This is a genomic window from Rhodococcus sp. NPDC059234, assembly GCF_042754225.1.
Taxonomy (GTDB): Bacteria; Actinomycetota; Actinomycetes; order Mycobacteriales; family Mycobacteriaceae; genus Rhodococcus_G.
The window spans coordinates 98,802-121,432 of the sequence record NZ_JBHZAH010000001.1 but is presented as its reverse complement, the minus strand read 5'-3'; the positions used below and the strand labels follow the sequence as shown (position 1 = coordinate 121,432).

General features: G+C 67.5%; 26 protein-coding genes and 2 pseudogenes. 17 read left to right on the top strand and 11 right to left on the bottom strand.

Annotated elements, in window-relative coordinates:
* Positions 1-162 precede the first annotated feature (162 nt).
* Positions 163-1,113 (bottom strand): universal stress protein, encoded by a 951-nt coding sequence (locus ACFXGJ_RS00485; RefSeq protein WP_378615329.1) that lies wholly within the window; start codon positions 1,111-1,113, stop codon positions 163-165.
* A 329-nt stretch (positions 1,114-1,442) separates the two neighbouring features.
* Between ACFXGJ_RS00485 and ACFXGJ_RS00480 the strand changes: the two genes are divergently transcribed.
* A complete protein-coding gene (locus ACFXGJ_RS00480; protein WP_378615328.1) occupies positions 1,443-2,003 on the top strand; it encodes a CBS domain-containing protein in 561 nt (186 codons plus the stop codon).
* 39 nt (positions 2,004-2,042) lie between these two features.
* Positions 2,043-2,309 carry a DUF1876 domain-containing protein gene (locus ACFXGJ_RS00475; RefSeq protein WP_378615327.1) on the top strand — a complete coding sequence of 89 codons (267 nt, stop codon included), beginning with the start codon at positions 2,043-2,045 and terminating at the stop codon, positions 2,307-2,309.
* Here ACFXGJ_RS00475 and ACFXGJ_RS00470 read toward each other — a convergent pair.
* Positions 2,299-3,696, bottom strand: a complete 1,398-nt coding sequence (locus tag ACFXGJ_RS00470; RefSeq protein ID WP_378615326.1) for a wax ester/triacylglycerol synthase domain-containing protein — start codon at positions 3,694-3,696, stop codon at positions 2,299-2,301. The two genes, ACFXGJ_RS00475 and ACFXGJ_RS00470, sit on opposite strands and share 11 nt — an antisense overlap.
* Before the next feature lie 212 nt (positions 3,697-3,908).
* Here ACFXGJ_RS00470 and ACFXGJ_RS00465 point away from each other — a divergent pair, with 212 nt between their 5' ends.
* The 3 genes from ACFXGJ_RS00465 to ACFXGJ_RS00455 all read left to right on the top strand — a co-directional run bounded on the left by ACFXGJ_RS00465 (position 3,909) and on the right by ACFXGJ_RS00455 (position 5,752).
* Positions 3,909-4,370: an HPP family protein gene (locus ACFXGJ_RS00465; protein WP_378615325.1), complete on the top strand. Its 462-nt coding sequence runs from the start codon at positions 3,909-3,911 to the stop codon at positions 4,368-4,370.
* Positions 4,371-4,568: 198 nt separating this feature from the next.
* Positions 4,569-4,838 carry an SHOCT domain-containing protein gene (locus ACFXGJ_RS00460; RefSeq protein ID WP_378615324.1) on the top strand — a complete coding sequence of 90 codons (270 nt, stop codon included), beginning with the start codon at positions 4,569-4,571 and terminating at the stop codon, positions 4,836-4,838.
* 53 nt (positions 4,839-4,891) lie between these two features.
* Positions 4,892-5,752 carry a universal stress protein gene (locus tag ACFXGJ_RS00455; protein WP_378615323.1) on the top strand — a complete coding sequence of 287 codons (861 nt, stop codon included), beginning with the start codon at positions 4,892-4,894 and terminating at the stop codon, positions 5,750-5,752.
* A 69-nt stretch (positions 5,753-5,821) separates the two neighbouring features.
* On the opposite strand, the gene ACFXGJ_RS00450 is transcribed toward ACFXGJ_RS00455, so the two are convergent.
* A complete protein-coding gene (locus ACFXGJ_RS00450; protein ID WP_378615321.1) occupies positions 5,822-6,595 on the bottom strand; it encodes an HAD family hydrolase in 774 nt (257 codons plus the stop codon).
* A 154-nt stretch (positions 6,596-6,749) separates the two neighbouring features.
* Complete coding sequence (locus tag ACFXGJ_RS00445; RefSeq protein ID WP_378615319.1) at positions 6,750-7,640, bottom strand: universal stress protein; 891 nt, start codon at positions 7,638-7,640, stop codon at positions 6,750-6,752.
* Positions 7,641-7,925: 285 nt separating this feature from the next.
* Here ACFXGJ_RS00445 and ACFXGJ_RS00440 point away from each other — a divergent pair, with 285 nt between their 5' ends.
* The 5 genes and pseudogenes from ACFXGJ_RS00440 to ACFXGJ_RS00420 all read left to right on the top strand — a co-directional run bounded on the left by ACFXGJ_RS00440 (position 7,926) and on the right by ACFXGJ_RS00420 (position 12,939).
* Positions 7,926-8,903 (top strand): Acg family FMN-binding oxidoreductase, encoded by a 978-nt coding sequence (locus ACFXGJ_RS00440; protein ID WP_378615317.1) that lies wholly within the window; start codon positions 7,926-7,928, stop codon positions 8,901-8,903.
* A 223-nt stretch (positions 8,904-9,126) separates the two neighbouring features.
* The gene (locus ACFXGJ_RS00435) at positions 9,127-9,768 is read left to right on the top strand and encodes a response regulator (protein WP_378615315.1); all 642 of its coding nucleotides are present in this window, start codon (positions 9,127-9,129) and stop codon (positions 9,766-9,768) included.
* A 44-nt stretch (positions 9,769-9,812) separates the two neighbouring features.
* Positions 9,813-11,567: a GAF domain-containing protein gene (locus ACFXGJ_RS00430; RefSeq protein WP_378615313.1), complete on the top strand. Its 1,755-nt coding sequence runs from the start codon at positions 9,813-9,815 to the stop codon at positions 11,565-11,567.
* A 286-nt stretch (positions 11,568-11,853) separates the two neighbouring features.
* Entirely contained in the window at positions 11,854-12,390 is a 537-nt protein-coding gene (locus tag ACFXGJ_RS00425) for a DUF2231 domain-containing protein (RefSeq protein WP_378615311.1), read from the top strand.
* Between the two features lie 69 nt (positions 12,391-12,459).
* Positions 12,460-12,939 (top strand): annotated as a pseudogene (locus ACFXGJ_RS00420) (DUF6328 family protein).
* A gap of 60 nt (positions 12,940-12,999) precedes the next feature.
* On the opposite strand, the gene ACFXGJ_RS00415 reads toward ACFXGJ_RS00420, so the two are convergent.
* Both ACFXGJ_RS00415 and ACFXGJ_RS00410 read right to left on the bottom strand, forming a co-directional pair.
* Complete coding sequence (locus tag ACFXGJ_RS00415) at positions 13,000-13,413, bottom strand: hypothetical protein (protein WP_378615309.1); 414 nt, start codon at positions 13,411-13,413, stop codon at positions 13,000-13,002.
* 20 nt (positions 13,414-13,433) lie between these two features.
* Positions 13,434-14,103 (bottom strand): annotated as a pseudogene (locus tag ACFXGJ_RS00410) (glutamate-cysteine ligase family protein).
* A gap of 282 nt (positions 14,104-14,385) precedes the next feature.
* Here ACFXGJ_RS00410 and ACFXGJ_RS00405 point away from each other — a divergent pair.
* Positions 14,386-14,559, top strand: coding sequence for a CsbD family protein (locus ACFXGJ_RS00405; RefSeq protein WP_378615307.1), 174 nt, complete (start codon positions 14,386-14,388; stop codon positions 14,557-14,559).
* 8 nt (positions 14,560-14,567) lie between these two features.
* Entirely contained in the window at positions 14,568-15,767 is a 1,200-nt protein-coding gene (locus ACFXGJ_RS00400; protein ID WP_378615305.1) for an AI-2E family transporter, read from the top strand.
* Here the strand turns inward: ACFXGJ_RS00400 and ACFXGJ_RS00395 are convergent.
* The 4 genes from ACFXGJ_RS00395 to ACFXGJ_RS00380 form a co-directional block, all read right to left on the bottom strand.
* Positions 15,764-16,540, bottom strand: coding sequence for a SigB/SigF/SigG family RNA polymerase sigma factor (locus ACFXGJ_RS00395; RefSeq protein ID WP_378615303.1), 777 nt, complete (start codon positions 16,538-16,540; stop codon positions 15,764-15,766). The two genes, ACFXGJ_RS00400 and ACFXGJ_RS00395, sit on opposite strands and share 4 nt — an antisense overlap.
* Positions 16,541-16,581: 41 nt before the next feature.
* Positions 16,582-17,013 (bottom strand): ATP-binding protein, encoded by a 432-nt coding sequence (locus tag ACFXGJ_RS00390; protein WP_378615301.1) that lies wholly within the window; start codon positions 17,011-17,013, stop codon positions 16,582-16,584.
* 86 nt (positions 17,014-17,099) lie between these two features.
* Complete coding sequence (locus tag ACFXGJ_RS00385) at positions 17,100-17,255, bottom strand: DUF6131 family protein (RefSeq protein ID WP_378615299.1); 156 nt, start codon at positions 17,253-17,255, stop codon at positions 17,100-17,102.
* A 106-nt stretch (positions 17,256-17,361) separates the two neighbouring features.
* A complete protein-coding gene (locus tag ACFXGJ_RS00380; RefSeq protein WP_378615297.1) occupies positions 17,362-17,778 on the bottom strand; it encodes an STAS domain-containing protein in 417 nt (138 codons plus the stop codon).
* 215 nt (positions 17,779-17,993) lie between these two features.
* On the opposite strand from ACFXGJ_RS00380, the gene ACFXGJ_RS00375 reads away from it, so the two are divergent.
* From ACFXGJ_RS00375 to ACFXGJ_RS00360, 4 genes are all read left to right on the top strand, one after another.
* Complete coding sequence (locus tag ACFXGJ_RS00375) at positions 17,994-18,605, top strand: TetR/AcrR family transcriptional regulator (protein WP_378615350.1); 612 nt, start codon at positions 17,994-17,996, stop codon at positions 18,603-18,605.
* A 680-nt stretch (positions 18,606-19,285) separates the two neighbouring features.
* The gene (locus tag ACFXGJ_RS00370) at positions 19,286-19,846 is read left to right on the top strand and encodes a hypothetical protein (RefSeq protein ID WP_378615296.1); all 561 of its coding nucleotides are present in this window, start codon (positions 19,286-19,288) and stop codon (positions 19,844-19,846) included.
* Positions 19,847-19,908: 62 nt separating this feature from the next.
* Positions 19,909-20,112, top strand: coding sequence for a hypothetical protein (locus tag ACFXGJ_RS00365; protein ID WP_378615294.1), 204 nt, complete (start codon positions 19,909-19,911; stop codon positions 20,110-20,112).
* A 72-nt stretch (positions 20,113-20,184) separates the two neighbouring features.
* On the top strand, positions 20,185-20,829 hold the full coding sequence (locus ACFXGJ_RS00360; protein WP_378615292.1) for a PAS and ANTAR domain-containing protein: 645 nt from the start codon (positions 20,185-20,187) through the stop codon (positions 20,827-20,829).
* 191 nt (positions 20,830-21,020) lie between these two features.
* Here ACFXGJ_RS00360 and ACFXGJ_RS00355 read toward each other — a convergent pair whose 3' ends face one another.
* Positions 21,021-21,770, bottom strand: coding sequence for a hypothetical protein (locus tag ACFXGJ_RS00355; protein ID WP_378615290.1), 750 nt, complete (start codon positions 21,768-21,770; stop codon positions 21,021-21,023).
* Between the two features lie 185 nt (positions 21,771-21,955).
* Here ACFXGJ_RS00355 and ACFXGJ_RS00350 point away from each other — a divergent pair, with 185 nt between their 5' ends.
* Positions 21,956-22,618, top strand: coding sequence for a fasciclin domain-containing protein (locus ACFXGJ_RS00350; protein ID WP_378615348.1), 663 nt, complete (start codon positions 21,956-21,958; stop codon positions 22,616-22,618).
* The last annotated feature ends 13 nt before the right edge of the window (positions 22,619-22,631 follow it).

Here is a 22,631-nt window from a genome sequence, read left to right as displayed (position 1 = left end):
GTCGGTTGGTGGAGTCGGCGGTGCGCGAGCAGGCGCGCTGTCCGCGCAACGCAGCGGACCAGGCGCGGTGCCGCCACGTGGAGCGGCAGCGGTCGTGGTTCGGTGTCCGGGTCGAAGCCACGATCTGGCGTGATCGGCACGGGGTCTCCCGTCGTCATCGTTTCAGTTCCCGTCTCGGTGCGGGGCGACGTCCGGCCGCTGACGTCCAACCCCGTTCCTTCGGTCCGACCGGACGATCATCAGCGGACACTCTGCGGTATGCAGCAGCACGGTGCTTGTCGAGCCGATCAGCATGCCCGCGAATCCACCGCGGCCGTGGCTGCCGACCACCAGTAGCTCCGCGCCGGCCGCCCGACCCCGAAGTTCCTTGGCCGAATTGCCCTGGATCACGGTCCGCGTCACCGGCGTCCCCGGGTAGCGCCCCGACCAGCCGGCGAGGCTCTCGGCGAGAACCGCCTGTTCCGCCACTTCGACCTCGTCCCACGCGAGATCCAGCTGATCGTCGAGGGCCGTGGACATGGCGAACTGCGTCCACGTGTGGACCGCGACCAGGCCGGTCGCACGCACGGAGGCCTCCTCGAATGCCGCCGAGAGCGCTGGGCGGCTGTTCTCGGTGCCGTCCACGCCGACAAACACGTCGCCCGTGCCAGAGGTCTGCCCGGCATGTCCGCGGATGACGACGACGGGGCTGTGGGCGTGTGCCGCGAGCGCAACGGCGACCGATCCGGCGAGCGCAGCAGTGATCTGACCCAATCCGCGGCTACCGACGACGATCATCCGGGCATGCTTCGACGCCTCGAGCAGGGCCGGTCGCTCCGGTCCGTCGAGCACGTCGGTGACGACTTCCGTCTTGGACGTCTCGGTGTGCGTGCTGCGGGCGATCGCGGCTGCCTCGTCGAGATGGGCGTGGACCGCACGATCCCGGTCGGCGAAATAGCTCAGCGGCAGGCGGATTCCGCTCCCGCCCGGGGTGAGCGCGCCGAGAGCGGAGACAATGTGCAGCGCGCACCCGTGGAGCTGGGCTTCTCGAGCGGCCCAGCTGACAGCGGCGTACGAAGTGGCGGACCCGTCGACACCGACGATTACCGGGGCATTCCTCTCGACAGCGTCCACGGCGGGACCTCCACGACCTCGCAACGCCCCCATTGTCGCCCCGCCCGGTGGAGCCCGGTAGGGCAAAAAGTCCTCGAGCCCTCAGGCGATTTCCGGCACCGACGCGATCGACCACGATGGCGCCGCCGTGGTCCACCCGAGCATCGTTCGATCGGCCCGCAGCGGACGGCGAGCCGACGACCATGGTCTATTCCCGCGATGACCACCGACCCTTCACCGCCGGGTACCGAGCCGGGAGACTGGAGGTACCCGGCCGACAAGCGGTGCCTCGGCGATGCGAAGCACTCGTGAGTCGGGATCGACGACGAGAGCGCAGGTCCGAGGTGCGAGTGCGCGATGTGTTGACCCGCCCGGTGGTTACGGTCCGCCCCGACACCGGACTACGGGAGGCGGTCGCGCTGCTGACCGACCGGTGTGTGTCCAGCCTTCCCGTGGTGGACGACTTGGGCCATGTGGTGGGGATCCTGTCGGAGTCCGACTCGATGCGCGGAGAGCTCGCCGACCGCGGGGCACTCGTCAAGTCCGCAATGACGACGCCGGCGGCGGTCGTCGGCCCAGCGGTCGAGGTCGGTGTTGTCGCCGAACGCCTGCTCCGTGAGCATCTCAGGTCCATCCCGGTGGTGGAAGCCGGTCTACTCGTCGGGGTTGTGTCCAGGCGAGATCTGCTGCGGACGATGGTCCGGGACGACGACGTGATCGCCTCCAAGGTCCGCGCTCTCCTCGACGATTACGCCGGCAGCACCCGCCAGTGGTCCGTGGACGCCACGGACGGCCGCGTTGTCGTAGCCGGCCATTTCGCCGACGAGGCCGAGAAGCGAGTGGTGCAGGCACTCACGCGCACGGTCGGCGGTGTCACGCGGGTCGAGACAGAGGAGCCGCTCACTCCGTGACTCCCAGCTGAAGAACCAAGGCCGAACAGGAGACAGGCGATGAATGAGGTGCGATGGTCCGTGGAGGTCGTCGTCGACGAGCACCAGAACCGGACTCGAGCGGTCGCGATGCTCAACGCCGCCGACAAGCCCACGTTGACCGGAACTGGCCTCGCCAAACGGGATCCGAAGGACTGCGACGTGCCGGCGATCGGCGACGAGCTGGCCGTGGCCCGGGCGCTCGCAGACCTGGCGCATCAGCTGATCGAGGCAACGATCGAGGACATCGAGACCGCCACCCAACGACCGGCCCACCTCACCGGCTAGCGGACGGACTGTCGGAGGTACCGAGTTCACCGACAGTCCGAAGACCGCCGGCCAGGGACCGCACCAGGATCGAAACGTCCGGCACGGCCGCGCAATCCACGTTGATCCCGATGAAGCAACGGCCCGAGTACGACAACAATGTCGTGTTGAATGCCGCGCCGAGCGTGGGACTGAAGGCGTAGTACTCGCAGATCTTCGCGCCCGCGAGATACAGCGGAACCGTCGGACCAGGGACGTCCGAGGCGACGAAGTCGACATGCTTGAGCATGGTTCCCAGGATCGAAGCCGGGAGCAGATTGAGCACCGCCGCGATCGAGGACGAATGCCCGACGGCGGGCTCGTCGCGCCACGTGGCTACCGTTCTTCCCACGACGCGCACGAGTTCGCCGGGATCCGACTCGACCAGCGGCAGCGTGAATCGGGCGAGGGTGATCCGGTTTCCGCCCAACGGATCCGAGTCGACACGCAAGCTCATCGGAAGCGTCACGCTCAACTCGCAGGCTTCGGCGCCGTGGACGGCGTGGTAGCGCTTCAACCCGAGCAACACGGCCGCCAGAAACGCGTCGTTCATCGTGCAGTGGCACGCGCCGGCCGCCCGGCGGAGATCGTCGAGCGGGACGTCGACCACGGCGAATTGTCGGCGGGTGCTCCGCTCGACCATGATCGGCGACAACGTCTTGGTCACCGGCCTGGTGAATCGGGCTACGGAGCCGGTCACCGCCGCCACCCGGCGCGCCGTAGCGATCGGGGTCGTGAGGGCCCGCGACATCCCGACCGGGGCAGATGAGGCTCGACTGAGAAGTCGCATGCCGGTGTGGAGCGACCACAACCCGGTCCTCGACGGAGACCGCTGTCCCCCACCCTCCGCGGGCACCGCCTGCGGATCGGGTCCCCGGTCGGTACCCGAACGCGAAAAGTCGACGATCTCGTTTGCGATCTGCATTCCCCCCACCCCGTCCGTCAACGCGTGGTGGACCTTCATCACGAGGGCGGCCCTACCGTCGGGCAGCCCTTCGAGGACGGTGAACTCCCACAGTGGCCGGTCCTTGTCGAAAGCGGTCATCCCGGCCGTCCGGGCAAGGTCCAGGACAGCGCCGATTCCGCCAGGCGACGGCACGATCGCGCGCCTGAGGTGCCAGGACAGATCGAAGTCCGGGTCGACGACCCAGCGCGGTGGTGAGAGCCCGAACGACGAGCTCAGCACCTTGTTCCGAAAGTTCGGCACAACCGACGTGCCCCGCTCCATCATCCGGACGAACCCGCCCCAGTCCGGGGCCCGGTCGAGCAGTGCGACGGCCACGATCGTCGAACGCAACACCGGATCCCGCTCCATCCGCCACGACAACAGATCGGTCTGAGTCAGGTACGGGTCGTTCTGCTTGGTCACGTCGTCACGCTCCGGCTCACAAGTGCTCGCTCCTCCCAGCGTTGCCGCACTCGGCAACGTCGAACACGGCCGAAGGTCCCCGAGTCGAACGCCGGAAGCCCCGATCTGCGCGTAGCGGAGACCACGGTGACCAATGTCCCTCTCGCTCGGGCACATCGACCGTGGTGGCGGGCCAGCCGGGGTGCAATCCTCGGGCCGGAGGAGGTGACCGTATGTCTGCCCCCAACTCGCGCATCTCCCACTCCGACCGGCCGTGGGTGGTCATGCGGGCGTCCGACGTGATGAGCCGTCCCGTGCTGGCCGTGACCGACGCGGCCACCCTGCCCGAAGCCGTGCAGATCCTACTGAGCCACGGCTACACCACACTGCCCGTCGTCGACGACGACGGACGCCTGACCGGGGTTCTCACCGAGGACTCCCTCGCCGAGGCCTACCTGTCCGGTCTCCTGACGATCACCGCACCTGCCGAAACAACGACGTCCGATCCCACCCCGATTCCGTCGCAGTTCGTCGTCCCTCCGGTTTCCGTCGCGCAGGACACCTCGATCCCGTCGGTGATCGAGGTGATGCTGCGGACGCAACTGCGGGCAGTCCCCGTGGTGTCGGCCGGCCATCCGGTCGGGATGGTCTCGTGGCGCGACGTGTTCGCGGCAATCGAAGGCCACCCCCGCTGAGACGCCGTCGACAGCCACCGGGTCCTTGCCGTGCCAGATCCTCGACACCGCAGCACCCGGTGACAAGCGCACCACAACCTAGGGAAGAAGGACTCTGTCCACGCACGCCCGTCGAGCGCACGATTGCCACAGACTCCCTGACGCGATCGGGATGCGGCAGCGTCAGGGCGACGAACACTGGTCGACAACGAGATTCGGGTGCAGCTCATGGACATGTACTGGAGCGATCACAATGCGAGCGGCTGGATGTACGCGTTCATGGCTGCGTGGCTGCTGGTGTTCCTCGCACTGCTGATCGTGGCGGTCGTGGTGCTGATCCGGTCCCTCAATCACAGCCACCACCAGAACGAACCACCGTCGCCCCACCACTCCGCGCAGCAAATACTCGCCGAGCGATTCGCCAAGGGAGAGATCGACGACGACGAGTACCGCATGCGTTCGACCGCACTCCGCGGTCCGGACACGTGAGCGTTCAGCACCGCGACTGACGGTCCTCGCCGGCTCGGCGCGATCGGAGCACGATGACTTACGACCCGCACTCCGCAGCACCCGTCGTCGTCGGGGTCGACGGATCCGACAGCGCGATGCAGGCAACGAGGTGGGCGGTGACCGAAGCCGCCGCCCGCCACACAGGGCTCCGCCTCGTGTGTGTCGTCCCCGACTACGAGCGAACACGCAGTCACTCCGACCTCGACACGCGTCATGCGCAGCAAGCACTGTCGGTCGCCGCCGCCGTCGCACAGACGGGCAACCACCTCGAGGTTCAGACCATCGTGGCCGTCGGGCAGCCGAGCTCCGTCCTTCTCGCACAATCCGAGTCCGCCACGATGCTGGTGGTGGGTTCGACTGGCGTCGGGTTCTTTCCCCGGATGCTGCTCGGTTCCACCGCCGCGGCCCTGGCCGCGCAGGCGCAGTGCCCCATCGTGCTCATTCGTGACACCTGCCAGGAGCTACCGACGACGCGGCGTCCCCGACCCGTGGTCGTCGGTGTGAGCGGCACCCACCTCGACGACGCGCTCATCGGCGCGGGGATCCATGAGGCGCGGACGAGGGCCACGCACGTGTTGGCGGTCCGAGCGGAGTACGCCTTCCGCCCGGATCCGCACGCGCGTCGGGAAGCTGCCGCGGTGGACGAATTCGAGGAGGAGATCCGTGGGCGTTCGGAGCGCTGGCAGACAGCGCTTCCGGGAGTTCGCGTCGACGCCCTTCTGACTCAGGGAAGCCCGCAGGCGGTCCTGACCACCCTGAGTACGCACGCCCAGTTGGTGGTAGTCGGCAGCCGTGGCCGCGGCCAGGTCGAGGGCGCGGTGCTCGGCTCGACCAGCCAGTCCCTGATCTATCACGGACGCTGTTCGATACTCGTCTACCGCGAGTGCCCATGACCGTCCGCCTCCCGGACGACGGCACCCACGAACGGATGCCCGACAGCCGTCCACCCTCGCAAGCCTCGCCTACTCGGGCGTGTCCGTCGCGACCCCGACGTCGAGGTCCGCCAGATCGTTCACCACGACGTCGGCGCCGCTCTCACTCAGCTCCGCACCCACGCGATCGGCGGCGAGCCCGACCACGAGCCCGAAGCCACCAGCGCTGGCCGCGCGAACTCCGGCCACCGAATCTTCCACCACAACAGCACGATCCGGCTTCACCCCGAGTCGCCTGGCGGCCTCCAGAAAAGTTGCGGCATCCGGTTTCCCCGGCAATCCCGAACGCTCAGCGTCGATACCGTCGACGCGGACATCGAACTCGTCGATCAGTCCTGCCGCCTCGAGCACCCGCGCGGCGTTGCGGCTTGCACTGACGACCGCCGTCGGAACGCCCGCCGTCCGGAGCCGGCGGAGCACGTCGACCGTTCCGGCAAGGATGGGCACCCCTTCGGTAGTGAGGAGTCGGCGGAACAACGCATCCTTGCGAGCGCCGAGTCCACAGACACTGTCCGCTGACGCCGGATCCGATCGGGTCCCCGGCGGAAGGTCAATCCCCCGCGACCGCAGGAACGTGCTGACGCCATCCGACCGCTCGCGTCCGTCGACGCAACGGCGGTAGTCCTCGGGAGTGAACAATTGATCGGAGCCCCGGCCCTCGAGAAAGCTGTCGAACATGCATTTCCAGGCGGCTGCGTGGAGGCTGGCCGTATCGGTGACGACTCCGTCCAAGTCGAACAGCACCGCCGCAAACGGATGCCCACAGATCGTCGCCGTCGACCTCGCCTTGCCTACCTGGGGCATCCGTCGCCTCCGCGTCCGACCACACGGCGCCGTCCCCGGTACCGCCCGATCGGCACACCGGGGAACCGCTCCTTCCATCCTGCCACCCGCTCCGCCAGGACCGCCTCCTCGCCGGCCGCAATTGCGCGTGCGGAGTTTCGAGAGCCAGCATGATTCACTGCTCAGGGCGGCGCACGATCATCAGCGGGCTGGTAACCGAGTGCAGCAGCGCCCTGCTCGTGGACCCGAGCAGCAGGCTGGCGAAACCGCCGCGACCACGGCTTCCGACGACCACCAGTTGCGACTGTTTGGAGAATTCGATCAGAGCCTGCAGTCCGCGGTCCTGCACCACGACGCGGCGGACCGCGACGTCCGGGAAGTTCTCACCGAACCCCGCGAGGCACTCGGCCAGTGACGCCTCTTCGCGCGCACGAATGGACGTCCAGTCGAGAGACCGCTCGTTCGTGAGAAGGTTCGAGAGGTTCACATCCGACCATGCGTGTACCGCGATCAGTTCGACGCCGCGCAGCGACGCCTCGAGAAAGGCCTCAGCGATCGCCGGTTCGCTGTTCTCTGTGCCGTCCACCCCCACGACGACCGGGCCACCAGCGGCGCCTTCGGGGTCAGCGATCGCCCGGATGACGGCCACCGGGCACCCTGCGTGGGCGGCGACTGGCGTGCTGACCGACCCGAGCAGCCCGCCGGTGACTTCGCCGAGACCGCGAGACCCGACGACCACCATCCGGGCCCCTCGGGCGCGCTCGAGCAACACCCGGCTCGGCTGACCCGACACCAGTTCCGACTCGATCGACAACGGATTTCCCGACGCCGCCTCCCGAGCCAGGTCGGTTGCTCCCGACAGACGTCTCTTTCCTTCGACTTCTTGATCGTCGAAGTACGCCGGAGGCAGACCGATCGGTACTCCGTACGTACCCGCGACGAACAGGGTGGCGACCAGGTGAAGCGGGGCGCCCCGGCGGACTGCGTTCTCCGCCGCCCACCAGACCGCGTCGTTGGAAGACCTCGAGCCGTCGACTCCGACGACTATCGGGGGGTTGGCACTCATGTCGCTCTCCTCGCATTCGACGGGTGGGCATGCTTCTCTTCGACAACCGATTTCGGGTCCAACGTCATTGTTTTCGACCAGCTCGTTCCCGAGTAGAGACGAACGTCCCACCGGCACGGCCAGTGGTCATCGGACAGGAGGCCATCCGCGATGGCACCCACTGGACCTGCCGGGATGGCCCGGGAGGACAGGTGACCATCGGCACTATCGCCGGCAAGACCGCCGCACGAGACTGAAGTGTGCGATCCGAGCGAGGCCGACGCCGACCAGCTGTGAGGAGGCGGCATGGACACCACCGTTCCGGTCGCCAACGTGGTCCGGATCGCCGTCGACTTGGCCTGCCGGGCACCGTCGGTGCACAACACCCAGCCATGGCGCTGGCTCTACAACGACGGCCGGCTCGATCTGCACGGCGACCGGACTCGGCTGCTCGCCTCGGCCGATCCCTCGGGGCGTCAGCTCTTCATCAGCTGTGGTGCGGCGCTGCACCACCTGCAGGTGGCACTTCTGCCCCTTCGCTGGCGCGCAGCCGTCGAACTCCTGCCCGAGCCAACCCTGCCCCATCTGGTGGCCTCGGTGCGATTCCGGCGGGATGCCGTGCCTCGTTCACACGATTTCGACTTGCTGACGGCCATCAGGCACCGGCGGACCGACCCCAGGCCCTTCGCCCCCGCGGTCGGAACCCCGGACTTGTTCGACGTCCTGCGAGGGGCCGCAGGACGCTACTCGGCGACCGCCACCGTCCTGCCGCCCGAGGTTCGTCCCGAACCGGCCGCGGCGTCGGGGACGAGTTCGTCGAGCCGCCACTCCGAATCGCCGTACCAAGCCGAACTCAATTGGTGGGCAGGTCAATCATTTCCGTTCGAGGGGATACCGCCGGACGCCCTCGCCACCGGATCCGACGACACCCTGGTGTCGGCGGGACGGGTGCTCCCGATCCGTGCCCAGGCCGGTGCGGAACCGAGTCGAGGCGTCGACGAATCCACCGTCATGATGCTGAGTACCGCAACCGACCGCCCCACCGACTGGGCGTGCTGCGGCGAGGCATTGTCAGCGGTCCTACTCGAGGCGACCGCGCTCGGAAACTCCACCTGCCCGTTGACCCACCTCACCGAGATCGAGGGCAGCCGCGAGATGATCCGCGAGCTCGCTCCCGACGTCGGCTACCCACAGGTCCTCGTCCGACTCGGGACGGTACCCGGACCTGTCCGGCTGAGCGAAACACCACGTCGCCCGAGTTCGGAGGTGCTGTCACTCGGGTGACGAGGACACACCGACCGATCTCGAACTGCATCTCCCGTCTCGACGCCGTGTGTCCGGGAGACTCCGCCTCCGCGATCACCTTCGGCATGGTCGAGATCTCGACCATGCACTCGACTCCGGCTGCTCCGAGTACCCGCGTCCGGTGGGCTCGTTCTCTGCGCCGCCACAGCTGAATCTGACGTACGGTGGGACTGGCTGCAGTCACGGGCACGGAGGTTGCCGCATGATCAAGGTCTTTCTGGTGGACGACCACGAAGTGGTGCGCCGAGGCTTGGTCGACCTGCTCGAGTCCGACCCCGAACTCCAGATAGTCGGTGAGGCCGGAACCTGCTCGCACGCGCTCGCCCGCATTCCGGCCCTGCGACCTGACGTCGCGGTCCTCGATGTTCGTCTGCCGGACGGCAATGGGATCGAGCTCTGTCGCGAACTCATGTCCCGTCTACCCACACTCCACTGCCTGATCCTGACCTCCTTCACCGACGAGGAGGCCATCCTCGACGCGATCCTCGCGGGTGCAAGTGGATATGTCGTCAAAGACATCAAGGGGTTCGAGTTGACCAGGGCAGTGCACGAGGTCGGAACAGGCAAGTCCATGCTCGACAGTCAGGCCGCCGCCGCACTGATGGCGAGGTTGCGAGCAGGTGAACGTCCTGACTCGGGACCCTTCTCCGAGCTCTCGGACCAGGAACGGACGCTGCTCGAGCTTCTCGGCGAGGGGCTCACCAACAGGCAGATCGCAGCACGAATGTACTTGGCCGAGAAGACCGTCAAGAACTACGTCTCGCGCCTGCTCACCAAGCTCGGCGTAGAACGCCGCACTCAGGCGGCCGTCCTTGCCACGAAGATGGAGCCCCGAGCACATTGACCGGGCGGATACCGAGACAGTGACCGACGGTAGGAGACTCCACCATGGTCGGCCGCGATTCTGATGCCGAGGGGCAGGACTCCGCCGAGATTCGGGAATCACCGTCCCAGCTCAGGTTGCGGGAACCGCTCGTCGGCCTGCAGGACCGAATCCACGAGATCATCCATTCGCGCGATCAGGTCGACGCGCTGCTCGGTGCAGTTCTGGCCGTGGCCTCCGGCCTCGATCTCGACCGCACGCTACGCACCATCGTGCACGCCGCCATCAGCCTGGTCGACGCACGATACGGTGCGCTCGGAGTCCGTGGGCCCCGCGACGAACTGACCGCGTTCGTCTACGAGGGCATCGACGAGAAGACGCGCAAGCAGATAGGTGCGCTGCCCCGCGGCCGCGGAGTGCTCGGTGTCCTCATCGCCGAACCGAAGCCGATACGCCTGGACGACCTGTCGACCCATCCGGAATCGGTCGGGTTCCCCGAAGGTCATCCACCGATGCGAACCTTCCTCGGCGTGCCCGTCCAGATCCACGACGAGGTGTTCGGCAACCTGTACCTCACCGAGAAGGCCGACGGGCAGCAGTTCAGTGCCGACGACGAAGTCGTCGTCGAGGCGCTCGCGGCGGCGGCGGGTGTCGCCATCGAGAATGCCCGCCTCTACGAGCGGTCTCGGAACAAGCAGGCCTGGGACGAGGCGACCCGCCAGATCGCCGTGGCCCTCCTCGCCGGCGGTGAGCCGACCGACGTTCTCCAGCTGGTCGCGAGCAAGATCCTGGAACTGACGGATTCGGACTGCACCTTCCTGGCCGTGCCCGACGACCCGGACGCCGAGCAGGACTCACTGACGGAGTTGGTGGTGAGTGTGGCCGCCGGATCAGCACCGCCCACCATCATCGGCCACCGGATTCCACTCCAGGGATCGACCTCGGGCGAGGCCTTCCGCAACCGAAAGCCAGTTCACGTCGATCGACTGACCTTCGACCCCGGCCTCCGTGAGGCAGACCTGACGGGCGCGGCACTCGCGCTGCCGTTGCGGGCAGCACACACGGTGTCCGGTGTGCTGGTGTGCCTTCGCAACGCCGGCCGCGAACCGTTCAGCAGCGAGCAGCAGTCGCTGGTGTCTGCGTTTGCCGACCACGCCGCAGTGGCGCTCCGGCTCGCGAACACGCAACGGCAGATGCGCGAACTCGACGTACTCGCCGATCGCGATCGAATCGCACGTGACCTGCACGACCACGTCATTCAGCGCCTGTTCGCCGTGGGACTGTCAGTTCAGGGGAGCCTGCAGCGCGCGAGGTCTCCGGAGGTTCAGCAACGACTTTCCGACACGGTGGACGACCTCCAGGAGATCGTGCAGGACATCCGAACCGCAATATTCGACCTCCACGGCGGACAGGAGGGGACCACACGGCTGCGACGGCGACTGCACCAGGTGACCGCGGACGTCACGGCCGACTCCGGTCTCCGGACCACGTTGCACACGTCGGGTCCACTCTCCGTAGTCCCGCCGTGGATCGCGGATCATGCCGAAGCCGTGCTCCGCGAGGCGCTGTGCAACGTCGTCAGGCACGCCGACGCGACGACCGTGACCATCTCGGTCGCCGTCGACGACAATCTGACGATCGAGGTCTGCGACAACGGTCGGGGCGTACCGCCGGACGCACGCCGCCGGGGCCTCGCCAACCTCGAGGCCCGGGCCATCGCCGCCGACGGGACGATCACCGTCGACAGCACGCCCCTCGAGGGGACCACGCTCCGCTGGTCCGTCCCGATGCCTCGAACGGGGTCACGCCCCAACAGTTGACCCCTGTGTCGGCGACGGTTCTGGCCCGTTTCGGCCGGTGCGCCACTGGGAACATCTCGCAGGACCGATGCAGCGGTCCACTCGGGCGACGCGACGCCGAGGGAGGGCAACAGTGCCGAGGATGGGATCGGACCCCCACCTGAAGGACCAGGCGCGCTCCGCGGATCTCCGCAGGCAAGGCGACTACGCAATCACTAGGTCCAACCGGGGCGCTCCGACCGGAAAGCAGGCGGTCTCGCAGCCCGCTGGAAGTTTCGCCGGGCCCCGACACGGGTACGCCCTCGTCATGAGTATTCGAAGCGCACTGGGACGCGCCGAGTCGGTTGCAGCGCTCGATCCGGTCGGCGATGCGCTGCGCGACCGCATCCAGCGTGGAGTCGACGACCGTCCGATCGCAGGCATCCTGCGTGGCGCCTGGCTGGGACATCCCGTGCATCCGATGACGGTCACCGCCCCGCTCGGCGCATGGACGAGCTCCCTGGTGCTGGACATCGTTTTTCGCGATCACGTCGCGGCCCGCCGGATGATCGGGTTCGGCCTGGTCACGGTGCCGCCCGCGCTGGCGACCGGTTGGGCGGACTGGTCCCTGCGCGACGCGGCTCAACGGCGGGCCGGGTTGATTCATGCAGCCGGAAACACCGTCGCGGCGCTGCTGATGCTCGCGTCCTACCGGCGACGCAAGGCATCACCCGGATTCCGTGCCGGCCTGCTGAGCGTGCTCGGACTCGGCGCGGCAGGGGCCGCTGGCGCGCTCGGCGGTCACATCGCGTTCGCCGGAAATGCGCCCGAACCCGCCCTTCCTCTCGAGGTCCGGGACGACTGACGACGAGTGACCATGTCCGGCCGAGTTCGTGGCCACCGCACGGAGCCGGCGGTCGACGAGACACGCTCGATCCCCGTCGGCCATCCCGAGCTCGACGCGGAGTGGCATCGGCGCGAGCGGAACGAGACCGAGACCGAACGCCTCGACCGCAACTGGACGAGCATCTTGCAGGAACTGCGGGTTGCCCAGACCGGCGTCAACTCCTCACCGGATTCCTGCTGATCCTGCCGTTCCAGCCACGCTTCGATGAACTGTCGTCGGTCGAACGCGGCGCGTACCTGGCGACCGTCATGTGCTCGGCTGCTCATCGCGCCGGTCGGGATGCATCGAATCCTGTTCCGGCAGCGCAAGCTGCGCACGATCGTGGCCACCGCGCACCGGTTCGCACTGACGGGCCTCGTGCTCCTCGGCCTTGCGATGACCGGCGTGGTGACGCTCATCGCCGCTGCAGTCGTGAACCCGAGCGTCGCGACCGTCGCCGGGGCGGTGACGGCGTTGATGTTCGCGTACTTCTGGCTGGTCCTCCCCTGGCAGATTCGCGGGCGATGATCGGGCCCGACGACGACTCGACCGCCGCGACGCAGTAGCCGCGACCGGTCTGCCGTCCGGCTATCGGTCGCCGCCCGGATGCGGCCCGCCGTCGTGTTCGTTTGTGCCGCTGGGAGTGTTCGAGTCGTGGTCCGGATCGACCTTGTCCGCGCGATCCCATTCCTGGTTCAGCTCTTCCCTCGCCGTGGAAGCGTCATTGCTCCGCTCGGCGGCCCGTTCCTGCAGTCGCTTCGCCTCGGCCGACTTCGCGTCCGCCTCCGCGGCCGCCACGCGCGCCTTGGCCGCCGTCTCGTCGGCCAGTGCTTCACGCTGCCCGACCTTGAACGACTGCTCCGTCGCCTTGTCACGAATGGTCGTCGCCTCGTCGCGTCGTTGTTGGGTGCGCCGGCGTGCCAGCACCCAGACGGGTGCGACAGCCACGACAACGACGACGACAGCAACAACGATCCAGATGATCGTGGTGGTGGTGTCCATTTCGGCTCCTGTTCAAGTCGTCACAACTGTTCCTCCTGGGACAGATGTGCATTGTCCTCGAGGGTTCGTTTCGCCAGCAGCAGCACGAGCTGCCTCGGGTCCCGGTATCGCCGCAGCGCGTCGCGCTGCCAGATCGCGCCGTTGCCGTGCTCGAGCTGACGGTCCAGCATGGTCCGAACCCAGTGGTAGTCGCCGAGTTCGTATAGGGAATCACGGCAGTGGCCGACGAGCATGTCCAGCAGGCTGGCGGCGGAGACGGAGCGCGCGCTGCGTGGGTCGATTCCCTGGCCGCGCAATCCGTCTCGGGCCGCGAGCCAGTTTGCCGCCTGCAGAATCTCGAACCGTGCAACCGGGGGCCCGTTGCCGCCTGCAATCGACCGCAGTGCGGTCATAACCAGGGCCCGAATCAGCGTGGCCAGCAGGACGGCCTCGTCGACCGTCTGCTGTACGTCGCACACCCTGACCTCGACGGTGGGAAGGTGACACGACGGTCGAACGTCCCAATAGACCATTCGCTCGTCGAGGACCAGGCCCGAGTCGACCATCGTCGCCACCACCGATTCGTAACGCCCGCAACGCTCGGGCGTCTGTGCACACCGCCGAATTGGTCTCGACCTGACACTGGGAAAGTTCCAACTGGAGATCGGCGCCGAGATTCGCGGCGGTCGACGCGACAGCGACGTTCCGCATGCACGGCTCGCCGCTCTCCGGATCGACGAGCAGGAACTCCTCCTCGACCCCCACCGACGGAACCGTGGACGCCGTGCCCCCTCCTGCCGACTGCCGGAGCCGTCGGCCCGTTTCAGGCCCATGCCGGGGGGATGCCCGCATCCCGCGGTTCGAAACGTGTCCATGCGACGAAATCCTCCCGGCGGCGTTGTTTCCCGACAGCCACGACGGGGTACCACGGGTCCACGCAACACAACTCACCGACGCTGCAACCGCGCAGCTCGAACCGCGAAGGAGCAGACCATGGGAGCCGTCGACAAGGCCAAGAACAAGGCCGAAGAGCTGGCAGGATCGGCCAAGGAGAAGATCGGCAAGGCAACCGGCGACACCGACACCGAGGCCGAGGGACAGAAGGACCGTGCCAAGGGAAACCTCAAGCAGGCGGGCGAGAAGGTCAAGGACGTATTCAAGGACTGACCACTCCGATGCGAGACTCGGAGGCCGGGTCGTCGCCCCGTGACGACGACGCCGCGGAAGGCCACCGCGACTACGTCGGACAGCCGCATTCGGACACGGAGGGCGACAACATCGTCGCGGCCGAACGGGGCGCGGCCCGGATCAGCTCGCCCACACATCCGTTGGGTACGGCAGGCGCACCGTTCGACCGCCGCTCACCGTTCATGATCGGCATGGCCGCTGCCGCGGGAGTGGCGGTCACCTATGGCCTCATCGAAGTGCTGATCGCCGCGCGAGGCGTTCTCGTGCTCATCGCGATCGCCGCGTTTCTGGCGATTGGACTGGAACCGGCGGTCTCTTGGCTTGTGCGACATGGGTTTCCCCGATGGGCTGCCGTGACCGTGGTGTTCGTCGTGGCCTTCGGAATGCTCGCCGCATTCCTGGCTGCCGCTATCCCCCCGGTTGTGGATCAGGGCACCAACCTGGTCCACAACGCACCCGACTACCTCCATCACCTTCGGCAGCGCTATCCGGCTGTCGATGAACTCGACAGCCGACTTCACCTGCAGGACCAACTCCAGCAGGCGGTCGGCGGCGGTTCCGTCCCCGGTGTGGTCGGTGGGATCGTCGGCGCCGGGAAGATCGTGCTCGGCGCGGTGACCGGGACGGTGGTTGTCGTCGTTCTCACCGCGTACCTGCTCGCGGACTTCGCCCGGCTCCGCTCGTCGTTGTACCGACTGGCACCGAGCTCACGACGGCCGCGCACGATCCTCATCGGCGACGAGATCTTCGCCAAGGTCGGCGGATACGTCCTGGGCAACCTCCTGATCTCGCTGATCACGGCCGTACTCACATTCGGGTGGCTGATCGGCTTCGGAGTTCCCTATCCGCTGCTGCTGGCGGTGCTGGTCGCCGTGCTGGACCTGATCCCGATCGTCGGGTCGACCCTCGCCGGCGTCGTCGTCGCGCTCGTCGCCCTGACCGTGTCGCTGCCGGTGTCACTCGCGACGGTCGCCTTCTTCATCGCCCTGCGACTGTTCGAGGACTACCTCCTCGTGCCGAGGATCATCGGCAGGACGGTCAAGGTGCCGCCCCTGGTGACGGTGGTCGCGGTCCTGATCGGCGGCGCGCTGCTCGGTATCGTCGGTGCGCTGCTCGCAATCCCTGTCGCCGCGGCCGTGCTGCTGCTCGCGCGCGAGACCGTGTTGCCGCAACTGGACCGCAACTAGTTCGCCGCCGTGGGCCGGTCGCGGTCCCCGGTCAACTCCTCGCGCAGGTCCCTCAGCGTCCTGGACAGGATGCGCGACACGTGCATCTGCGAAATCCCGAGCCGATCGGCTATCTGAGTCTGCGTCAGCGACCCGTAGAACCGCAGGGCCAGAATCGTGCGCTCGCGTTCGGGGAGTCGTGCGAGGGCCGGGGCGACCGCCGTGAACTCCTCGACCATCTCCAGCGAGTCGTCCTCGGCTCCGAGCGTTTCCACCAGCGGAACGTCGAGTCCCCGGCCGGCGACCGGCGCGTCGATGGACGTCGTCCGGTAGGCGCTGCCCGCGATCAGGCCCTCGGACACCTCGGCGACGCCGATGCCCAGCTCGGCCGCGATCTCCCCCGCCGTCGGTGCGCGACCGTACCGCTGTGACAGCGCCGGAACCGCCTTCGTGATCCGCAGGTGCAGTTCCTTCATCCGGCGGGGCACGCGCATCGCCCATCCGGTGTCGCGGAAATGCCTACGGACCTCACCCATGATCGTCGGCACCGCGAACGACACGAAGTCCGATCCGCGGCCGACGTCGAACCGGTCCACCGCGTTCACCAGTCCGAGCCTCGCGACCTGCACCAGGTCGTCGTAGGGTTCGCCCCTGCCGCTGAACCGCCTGGCGATGTGCTCGGCGAGAGGCAGGCATCGCGCGATGATCTCCTCGCGCACGGACTCGCCATCGCCGGCACCGAGATCGGCAGCACGCTCGAACAGAACGGCGACGTCGGCGTAGTCGTCGGTCACTGACCTCGTGGGCCGTTCGCGTTCGGCTCGACCGAGCTGCACTACTCGCCGCCCTTGGCCTTCGAGAGCTCGACGGTGGTGTGGTAACCGGGGCCCGATGTGGCCAGTGCCTCCCGGGTGACCGCGATCGAATCGGTCAGGGTACGAAGGACGTGCCAGCCGAAGCCCTGCCGGTCGGGTGTGTCGGCCGTGCGCGTGTTCGTCGAGACGGCAACGTTCAGGACCCCGTCCGTCAGCTGAAAGCGACACACCAGCTCTGCTCCGGCGACCGCGTCGGCGATCAGATCCGAGCAGATCTGATCGACCGCGAGCGTGACGTCGGAGATCTCGTCGAGGTTGAACTCGCTGAGCAGCGTGATCGTCTCGGCCATCGCGCGCAGCACCGGGAGCTGCGCCAGCTCGGCTGCGACGCGCACTTCGACGGGGGCGCCCAGTTCCGCAGCGCGCGGCCCCGACCCGAGGGGTTCCGACATCGGCACTCCCTTCACCTGATCGAATGCAGCCGTGGGGCGCCCCTCAACTACCCAGACCGCAGCAGCTCCAGTCCCCGTTCGTCTGATCAGTAGTAGTGCCTACGTCCGCCCACCGCACGCCCGGACGCGCCGAGCAGCATCAGGATCAGCCCGATCACGAGCAAGACGATGCCGACGGTCCACAGGATCGGGATCCCGAACACGAACCCGATGATCAACAAGATGACTCCGAGAATGATCATGGCGGACTCCTATCGGTTACGCGGTTCACCTCGAGTCGAGATACCCCGTCCGGCGTCGCGGCAAACGCACCGCGTCGCGGGCTCTCGCCGAATCAGGGATGGGCGTTCAGTCCGTGCCCACCGCATCCCCGGTCGAGGGCGCCACCGCCGACCGGATCGACGAGTGGTACCGGAAGAGATCGCGAATGCCGGTGACCCGCAAGACATGTTCTACCGCTGGTGGTCCGGAGACGAGCGTCAGGTCGAGGCGCGAACGAAGGGCCTGTCGCTTCGCCTCTCCCAGCTGGGCCGCCGCCGCGATGCTGACGAAATCCGCCGCGGACAGGTCGATCACCACCCTGTGATAGCAGGTCGACAAGGCGAGGTCGAGTACCTGCCGGAACTGCCCGATGCTCGTCGCGTCGAGATCGCCGCCGACGCTGACGATCGCGGTGTGACAGCAGCCGTCGCGATCGGGCGGGCGAAAGAACGGACGGTCGGGATGCGGAGCCGGTCTGCGTTCGAGAGTGGTGGCAGCAATCATCGCGAACCTCCAGGAAATAGATGAGGTTTCCATGCGCGCGCTGCGTGCGACGACGTGGGAAAGGAGTCCACATGTGCACGATTGCCCGTCGGGCCGACTAGGTCATGGCTCGCGCGAACAGGTCCGGCTGTGCTCTCAACCACTTACCGTTCTAGCACGCCCAGACCGGTCTGTACACCAGGCACTCGATGAGTACCCTGGAACCTGTGACTGGGCTGCTCGACACCCCGCGAACCGGGCCGGGTGGTGCACGAGAACGCATCCTCGACACGGCTTACCGCCTGTTTTCCAGCCGGGGGATCCGGGATGTCGGTATCAACGAGATCATCGCAACGTCCGGCGTGGCGAAAGCGACGCTGTATCAGCATTTCCGCACCAAGAACGAGCTGGTCCTGGCATTCCTCGAACGCCGCGAGGCGAGGTGGACGTTCGCCCTCGTGGATGCGCAGTCCCGCGCCCGCGGAGAGACCCCGGAGCAGCAACTCCTCGCGATCTTCGACGTCTTCGACGACCTGTTCAGCGACAGCGCCCACTTCGATGGCTGCTCGTTCATCAACGTACTGCTCGAGATGGGCCCCGAGAGCGTCCCCGGCCGGGCCTGCATCACTCACCTCGAAACGATCCGCGGTGTCCTACGCAAACGTGCTCAACGCGCGGGCCTCGACGACCCGGAGGGGTTTGCCCGCTCGTGGCACATCCTCATGAAGGGATCGATCATTGCTGCGGTCGAGGGCGACGCGGACGCCGCGCGGCGCGCCCAGGGAATGGCGCGCACGCTGCTCGAACAGCATCGAGGTGGCCGCGACGAGATCCCGCCGGGTCCGTAACGTCCCTCACCCACGCCGGCCCCCGGCCCGGAGCCCGATCCGATACCCCCGGCGCCTCAACCGCCGCATCCGGGCCCTCCGGTTCGGGAATGACGCTGTGAAGATCGTTGGGGACACCCCTCGGTCCAGGCGGGTCTTCGAAGCATCGTCCGCCCCTTCGCGATCGGGCGGCGCCGTTGCTCCCTCCCGGTCGAGAATTCTCGACGCACTCATCCGTGTGCCGGGCGTCTACCGCCGGCAGCAGGATACTTGGCTGCCCACGTCCGTGCTGTCCGAAATCGACTCCCGGACGGGTCCACCGTGCTTGACTTCTGCACTGGGACAGGGGTACTCGCCAATTCCCCGTCCGTGCCCTGCCCGACCACGGTGGGCAGCGACTCGGCGCGACAGAGCAGGAGGTGGCCGCACGTGCGCGTGTCCCGTTCGGGCCGGTGTTACGCAGTCGCGCACGCTGATTGGCGGTCGCGCCCACACCAGACCCTCGAAGAACTGGTCGTCGTCATTGGCGACGGGTCACGGTGACGCGCTGTCGCGAAAGCTCGGTCGCCGGGCGTCATCCGGCCGCGCCAGCACAAATGTGGTGACCGGCCGGTAGCGACATTCGTGTCCCGTCAATGGCGCCGAAACCAGCCGATCGGCGTTAACCTGAATCGTGCCCGGGGGTCACCAGAAGGGACGACATGGTCGATCTGGACAAACACCACCGCGACGAGGAATTCAGGCGCCTGGTGGAGGCCCACGACTATCTGGGCCTGATGGCCTACGAGCAGTCACCTCGGGTGTCGAGCGAGAAGCAGGTGATCGGAGACGATCCCCCACGTCAGGAGACCACGAACCCCGGCCCCGCCAGATTTCCCGGGCCGATGGTTCTCCTCAGAGTCCCGTACGAGGCAATGCAGTTCCCGCTCCAGCTCATCGAGGACTTCGGGGTCTCCCACCTGAATCAGGCTGCGACGCTCCGCTTGGCCTTCGAACGACTCCTCGTCGACCTCGACTCCACGGCGGGCCGCCTGCTCGACGACAACGCCGCAACGGCACGCGCGTCCGCTCTTCGCCAACGAAGCGCGGCCGCCCGAATCGGTGTGGCGCTGGCCCGGCGCCGCTCTCGGCAACAGCAGGAGGCCGAGGCAGCGGTGGACGCCGAAATGTGGCGAGGACACCGAGAACGTTTCCGTCGTCGACACCAGCAATACGCTGCCGCCGCAGCCACCGGGGATTCACCTCCACCCGCCCGACACTGACCCGCAGGGGCGTTTACCACTCGACCTGCCCGGGTAGTCGGCAGCCGAATCCGGGAGGCGTCATGAGGATCGTCACGCTGATCGTGCTGGTCTGGCTGATCGTCGGCGCGATAGCCGCGGGCCAGCGCGGCTACTACAGCAGCAACTCCGCCACGAGCTGTGCGAACGCGGGGACCATCGCACTCACCGTCGTCGCGGGTCCGCTGAACTACTTCGGTGTCAACCCGAAGATCGCGGACTGCACGGTGCCGCAGCCGACTAAGTGAGGCATCCGGACTGCCCCGGTCAGCTTCGGCGGCGCGCTCGCCGGGCGCGAGGTTCGGTGACAGAATTGGTGGGTGACGACGGCTGACGACGGCTATCGCGAGGTGCTGATATCGGGCCGACTCACTCGGGTCGGCAGCTTCCGCTTCCTCTTCGAGGGGCAGCGCTGGGAGTGGTCGGATGCGGTCGCGCGTATGCACGGCTACGGACCCGGACAGATCACCCCCACGACCGAACTACTGCTCGCGCACAAGCACCCCGATGACCGGGACGGCGTCGCCGCCCTTCTGGAGCGCGTGCTGCGCGACGGCGAGCCCTTCAGCAGCCGACACCGGATCATCGACACCTCGGGCCGGGTCCACCACGTCGTGGTCGTGGGCGATCGCATAATGGCCGACGGCCATGCGATCGGCACGGCCGGTTTCTACGTCGACGTCACCGACTCCGTCGATGCCGACACCGACCGCACGATCGCCGAGTCGCTGCCCGAACTCATCGAGTCCCGCGCCGACATCGAGCAAGCCAAGGGCGCCCTGATGGTGGTCTACGGGGTCAGCGCGGACCGCGCCTTCGACGTGTTGACCTGGTGCTCACAACAGGCCAACGTCAAACTCCGCGTGATCGCGGAGAAGATCGTCGCGACCCTGCCGACCGCCATCGATCTGCCTGGCGGACTCCGAGATCGGTTCGACCACATCCTGCTCACCGCCGGCCGGTAGGGCTGCGGACGCTCCGTCTGCGACGGCTGTGAACCCGCCCTGCGCGGACGTCGCAACGGGCGCCGGAACCACCGAACCGAGCCGGGTCCGTTGAAGCGCAGATCCGTTGGGTCACATGCGTTGTTCGCGACCGAGGGTGAGCATCCACTCGCGGAGCCGGGCGTCTCGTCTGCGATTGTCGACAATCGGACTCACTGACGGCATCCATTGCCGGTAGTGGGTCCGGCGTCAGGATTCGCTGGGTCGCCCGGACCGTCCGGCGCAGGGGGCGTGGTGTACCAGCGGAGGACGTCGCCGGTGCTCGCCCGACTGGCGTTGACGACGGCGGCTGCGAATTGCTCGTCCTGGCCGGTCACGGCGACGAACCGGGTGGGCGCGCCCCCGATCACGATGACGGCGTAGGTACCGGTCGCGGCGACGGATGTGGTCTCGGCCAGCACGAGATACGAGGTCTGGGTCAACGGTTCGAAGAAGTAGCTGCGCTGAGTGTTGTCCAGTAGCCGCGCCTGCCCTGACGGATCGTCGATTGCCAGGCGGGGCTGCCCAGTGGCGTCGAGGCCGGTTTCAGGGGCCAGGTCGGGAATGAGCAGCTCGGCGTGGAACTGCTGGCCCGCCACGAGTTGAATCCGCACCGCGCGAGTCTCGCCGGTGTGGCCGGTACGGCCGTAGAAGGCGAACGAGGTGGTGCCGGAGAGCACCATCGGGCTGGCGGCGAGGGCATCCGCGTTGTCACACGGGGTGAGCATGACCGGGATGTGGGCACCGGCCGGGTAGCTCGCTGCGAGCACAGCGCAGACCGTGGCGGCAACGAGCAGCAGGGTCCGGCGCGGCCATCGGCGGTGCGCGCGGGGCGGCAGGCACGGCAGCGTCGCACCCGCGAGGGTGAGCGAGGCAGACGCGATCAGTCCGCCGAGAAGTCCGATGAGCACGTTGACGTGCATGATTGGCATTCGGAGCCGGGCCCGCTCCGGATTGGTCGCCCAGGAGGCATGGACGGGCCCGGGGCGGGGCACAGGTTCCGCATGAAGTTCCGATCGGACCCATCCACGCCGGAATCGGCGCCGAACCCACCGTTGAGAGCTGATCGCAACGGCGGTTTCGGCCGTCCGAGAAGGAGTGACCGATGATGAAGAGCATTCAGCACAAGGCAGTCGCGGCGGCCGGCATGGCCGCGGTCGCGGTGCTGGGCCTGGCGGCGTGTTCAGGTGACGACTCGGCCCCCTCGATGTCCTCACCTGCTGTGTCTCAGGACACGCCATCGGCGATGTCGGCCAAGACCGGTCAGATGGACCCGGCTGCCGATCTCGTGGGACCCGGATGCAAGGACTACGCAGCCAGGGTGCCGACCGGGCCCGGCTCGGTGACCGGGATGGCTCAGGACCCCGTTGCGGTTGCGGCGGCGAACAATCCGTTGCTGACCACGCTGGTGTCCGCGGTTTCGGGCAAGCTCAACCCGAACGTCAACCTGGTCGACACCCTCGACGGCGGTGAGTTCACGGTGTTCGCACCGGTGGATTCGGCGTTCGTCAAGATCGATCCCGCGACGATCGACTCGCTCAGGACCGATTCGGCGACGCTGACGAAGATCCTCACCTACCACGTGGTGCCCGGCCAGATCGGCCCGAACAGCATCGACGGACAGCACAAGACGGTCGAGGGCGGCACCGTCACCGTCACCGGGTCCGGAGACAGTCTCGACGTCAACGGCGCCGCCGTGATCTGCGGCGGGGTCCACACCGCCAACGCGACCGTGTATCTCGTCGACTCGGTCCTGATGCCGGCGCAGTAGCTGATCCGGCAGG

Coding starts and splice junctions, on each gene's coding strand:
- ACFXGJ_RS00475 (WP_378615327.1), top strand. CDS start 2,043: ATGAATGAGGTGCGATGGTCCGTGGAGGTCGTCGTCGACGAGCACCAG.
- ACFXGJ_RS00465 (WP_378615325.1), top strand. CDS start 3,909: ATGTCTGCCCCCAACTCGCGCATCTCCCACTCCGACCGGCCGTGGGTG.
- ACFXGJ_RS00455 (WP_378615323.1), top strand. CDS start 4,892: ATGACTTACGACCCGCACTCCGCAGCACCCGTCGTCGTCGGGGTCGAC.
- ACFXGJ_RS00450 (WP_378615321.1), bottom strand. CDS start 6,595: ATGCCCCAGGTAGGCAAGGCGAGGTCGACGGCGACGATCTGTGGGCAT.
- ACFXGJ_RS00445 (WP_378615319.1), bottom strand. CDS start 7,640: ATGAGTGCCAACCCCCCGATAGTCGTCGGAGTCGACGGCTCGAGGTCT.
- ACFXGJ_RS00440 (WP_378615317.1), top strand. CDS start 7,926: ATGGACACCACCGTTCCGGTCGCCAACGTGGTCCGGATCGCCGTCGAC.
- ACFXGJ_RS00435 (WP_378615315.1), top strand. CDS start 9,127: ATGATCAAGGTCTTTCTGGTGGACGACCACGAAGTGGTGCGCCGAGGC.
- ACFXGJ_RS00430 (WP_378615313.1), top strand. CDS start 9,813: ATGGTCGGCCGCGATTCTGATGCCGAGGGGCAGGACTCCGCCGAGATT.
- ACFXGJ_RS00425 (WP_378615311.1), top strand. CDS start 11,854: ATGAGTATTCGAAGCGCACTGGGACGCGCCGAGTCGGTTGCAGCGCTC.
- ACFXGJ_RS00415 (WP_378615309.1), bottom strand. CDS start 13,413: ATGGACACCACCACCACGATCATCTGGATCGTTGTTGCTGTCGTCGTC.
- ACFXGJ_RS00405 (WP_378615307.1), top strand. CDS start 14,386: ATGGGAGCCGTCGACAAGGCCAAGAACAAGGCCGAAGAGCTGGCAGGA.
- ACFXGJ_RS00400 (WP_378615305.1), top strand. CDS start 14,568: ATGCGAGACTCGGAGGCCGGGTCGTCGCCCCGTGACGACGACGCCGCG.
- ACFXGJ_RS00390 (WP_378615301.1), bottom strand. CDS start 17,013: ATGTCGGAACCCCTCGGGTCGGGGCCGCGCGCTGCGGAACTGGGCGCC.
- ACFXGJ_RS00385 (WP_378615299.1), bottom strand. CDS start 17,255: ATGATCATTCTCGGAGTCATCTTGTTGATCATCGGGTTCGTGTTCGGG.
- ACFXGJ_RS00380 (WP_378615297.1), bottom strand. CDS start 17,778: ATGATTGCTGCCACCACTCTCGAACGCAGACCGGCTCCGCATCCCGAC.
- ACFXGJ_RS00370 (WP_378615296.1), top strand. CDS start 19,286: ATGGTCGATCTGGACAAACACCACCGCGACGAGGAATTCAGGCGCCTG.
- ACFXGJ_RS00365 (WP_378615294.1), top strand. CDS start 19,909: ATGAGGATCGTCACGCTGATCGTGCTGGTCTGGCTGATCGTCGGCGCG.
- ACFXGJ_RS00355 (WP_378615290.1), bottom strand. CDS start 21,770: ATGCACGTCAACGTGCTCATCGGACTTCTCGGCGGACTGATCGCGTCT.
- ACFXGJ_RS00350 (WP_378615348.1), top strand. CDS start 21,956: ATGAAGAGCATTCAGCACAAGGCAGTCGCGGCGGCCGGCATGGCCGCG.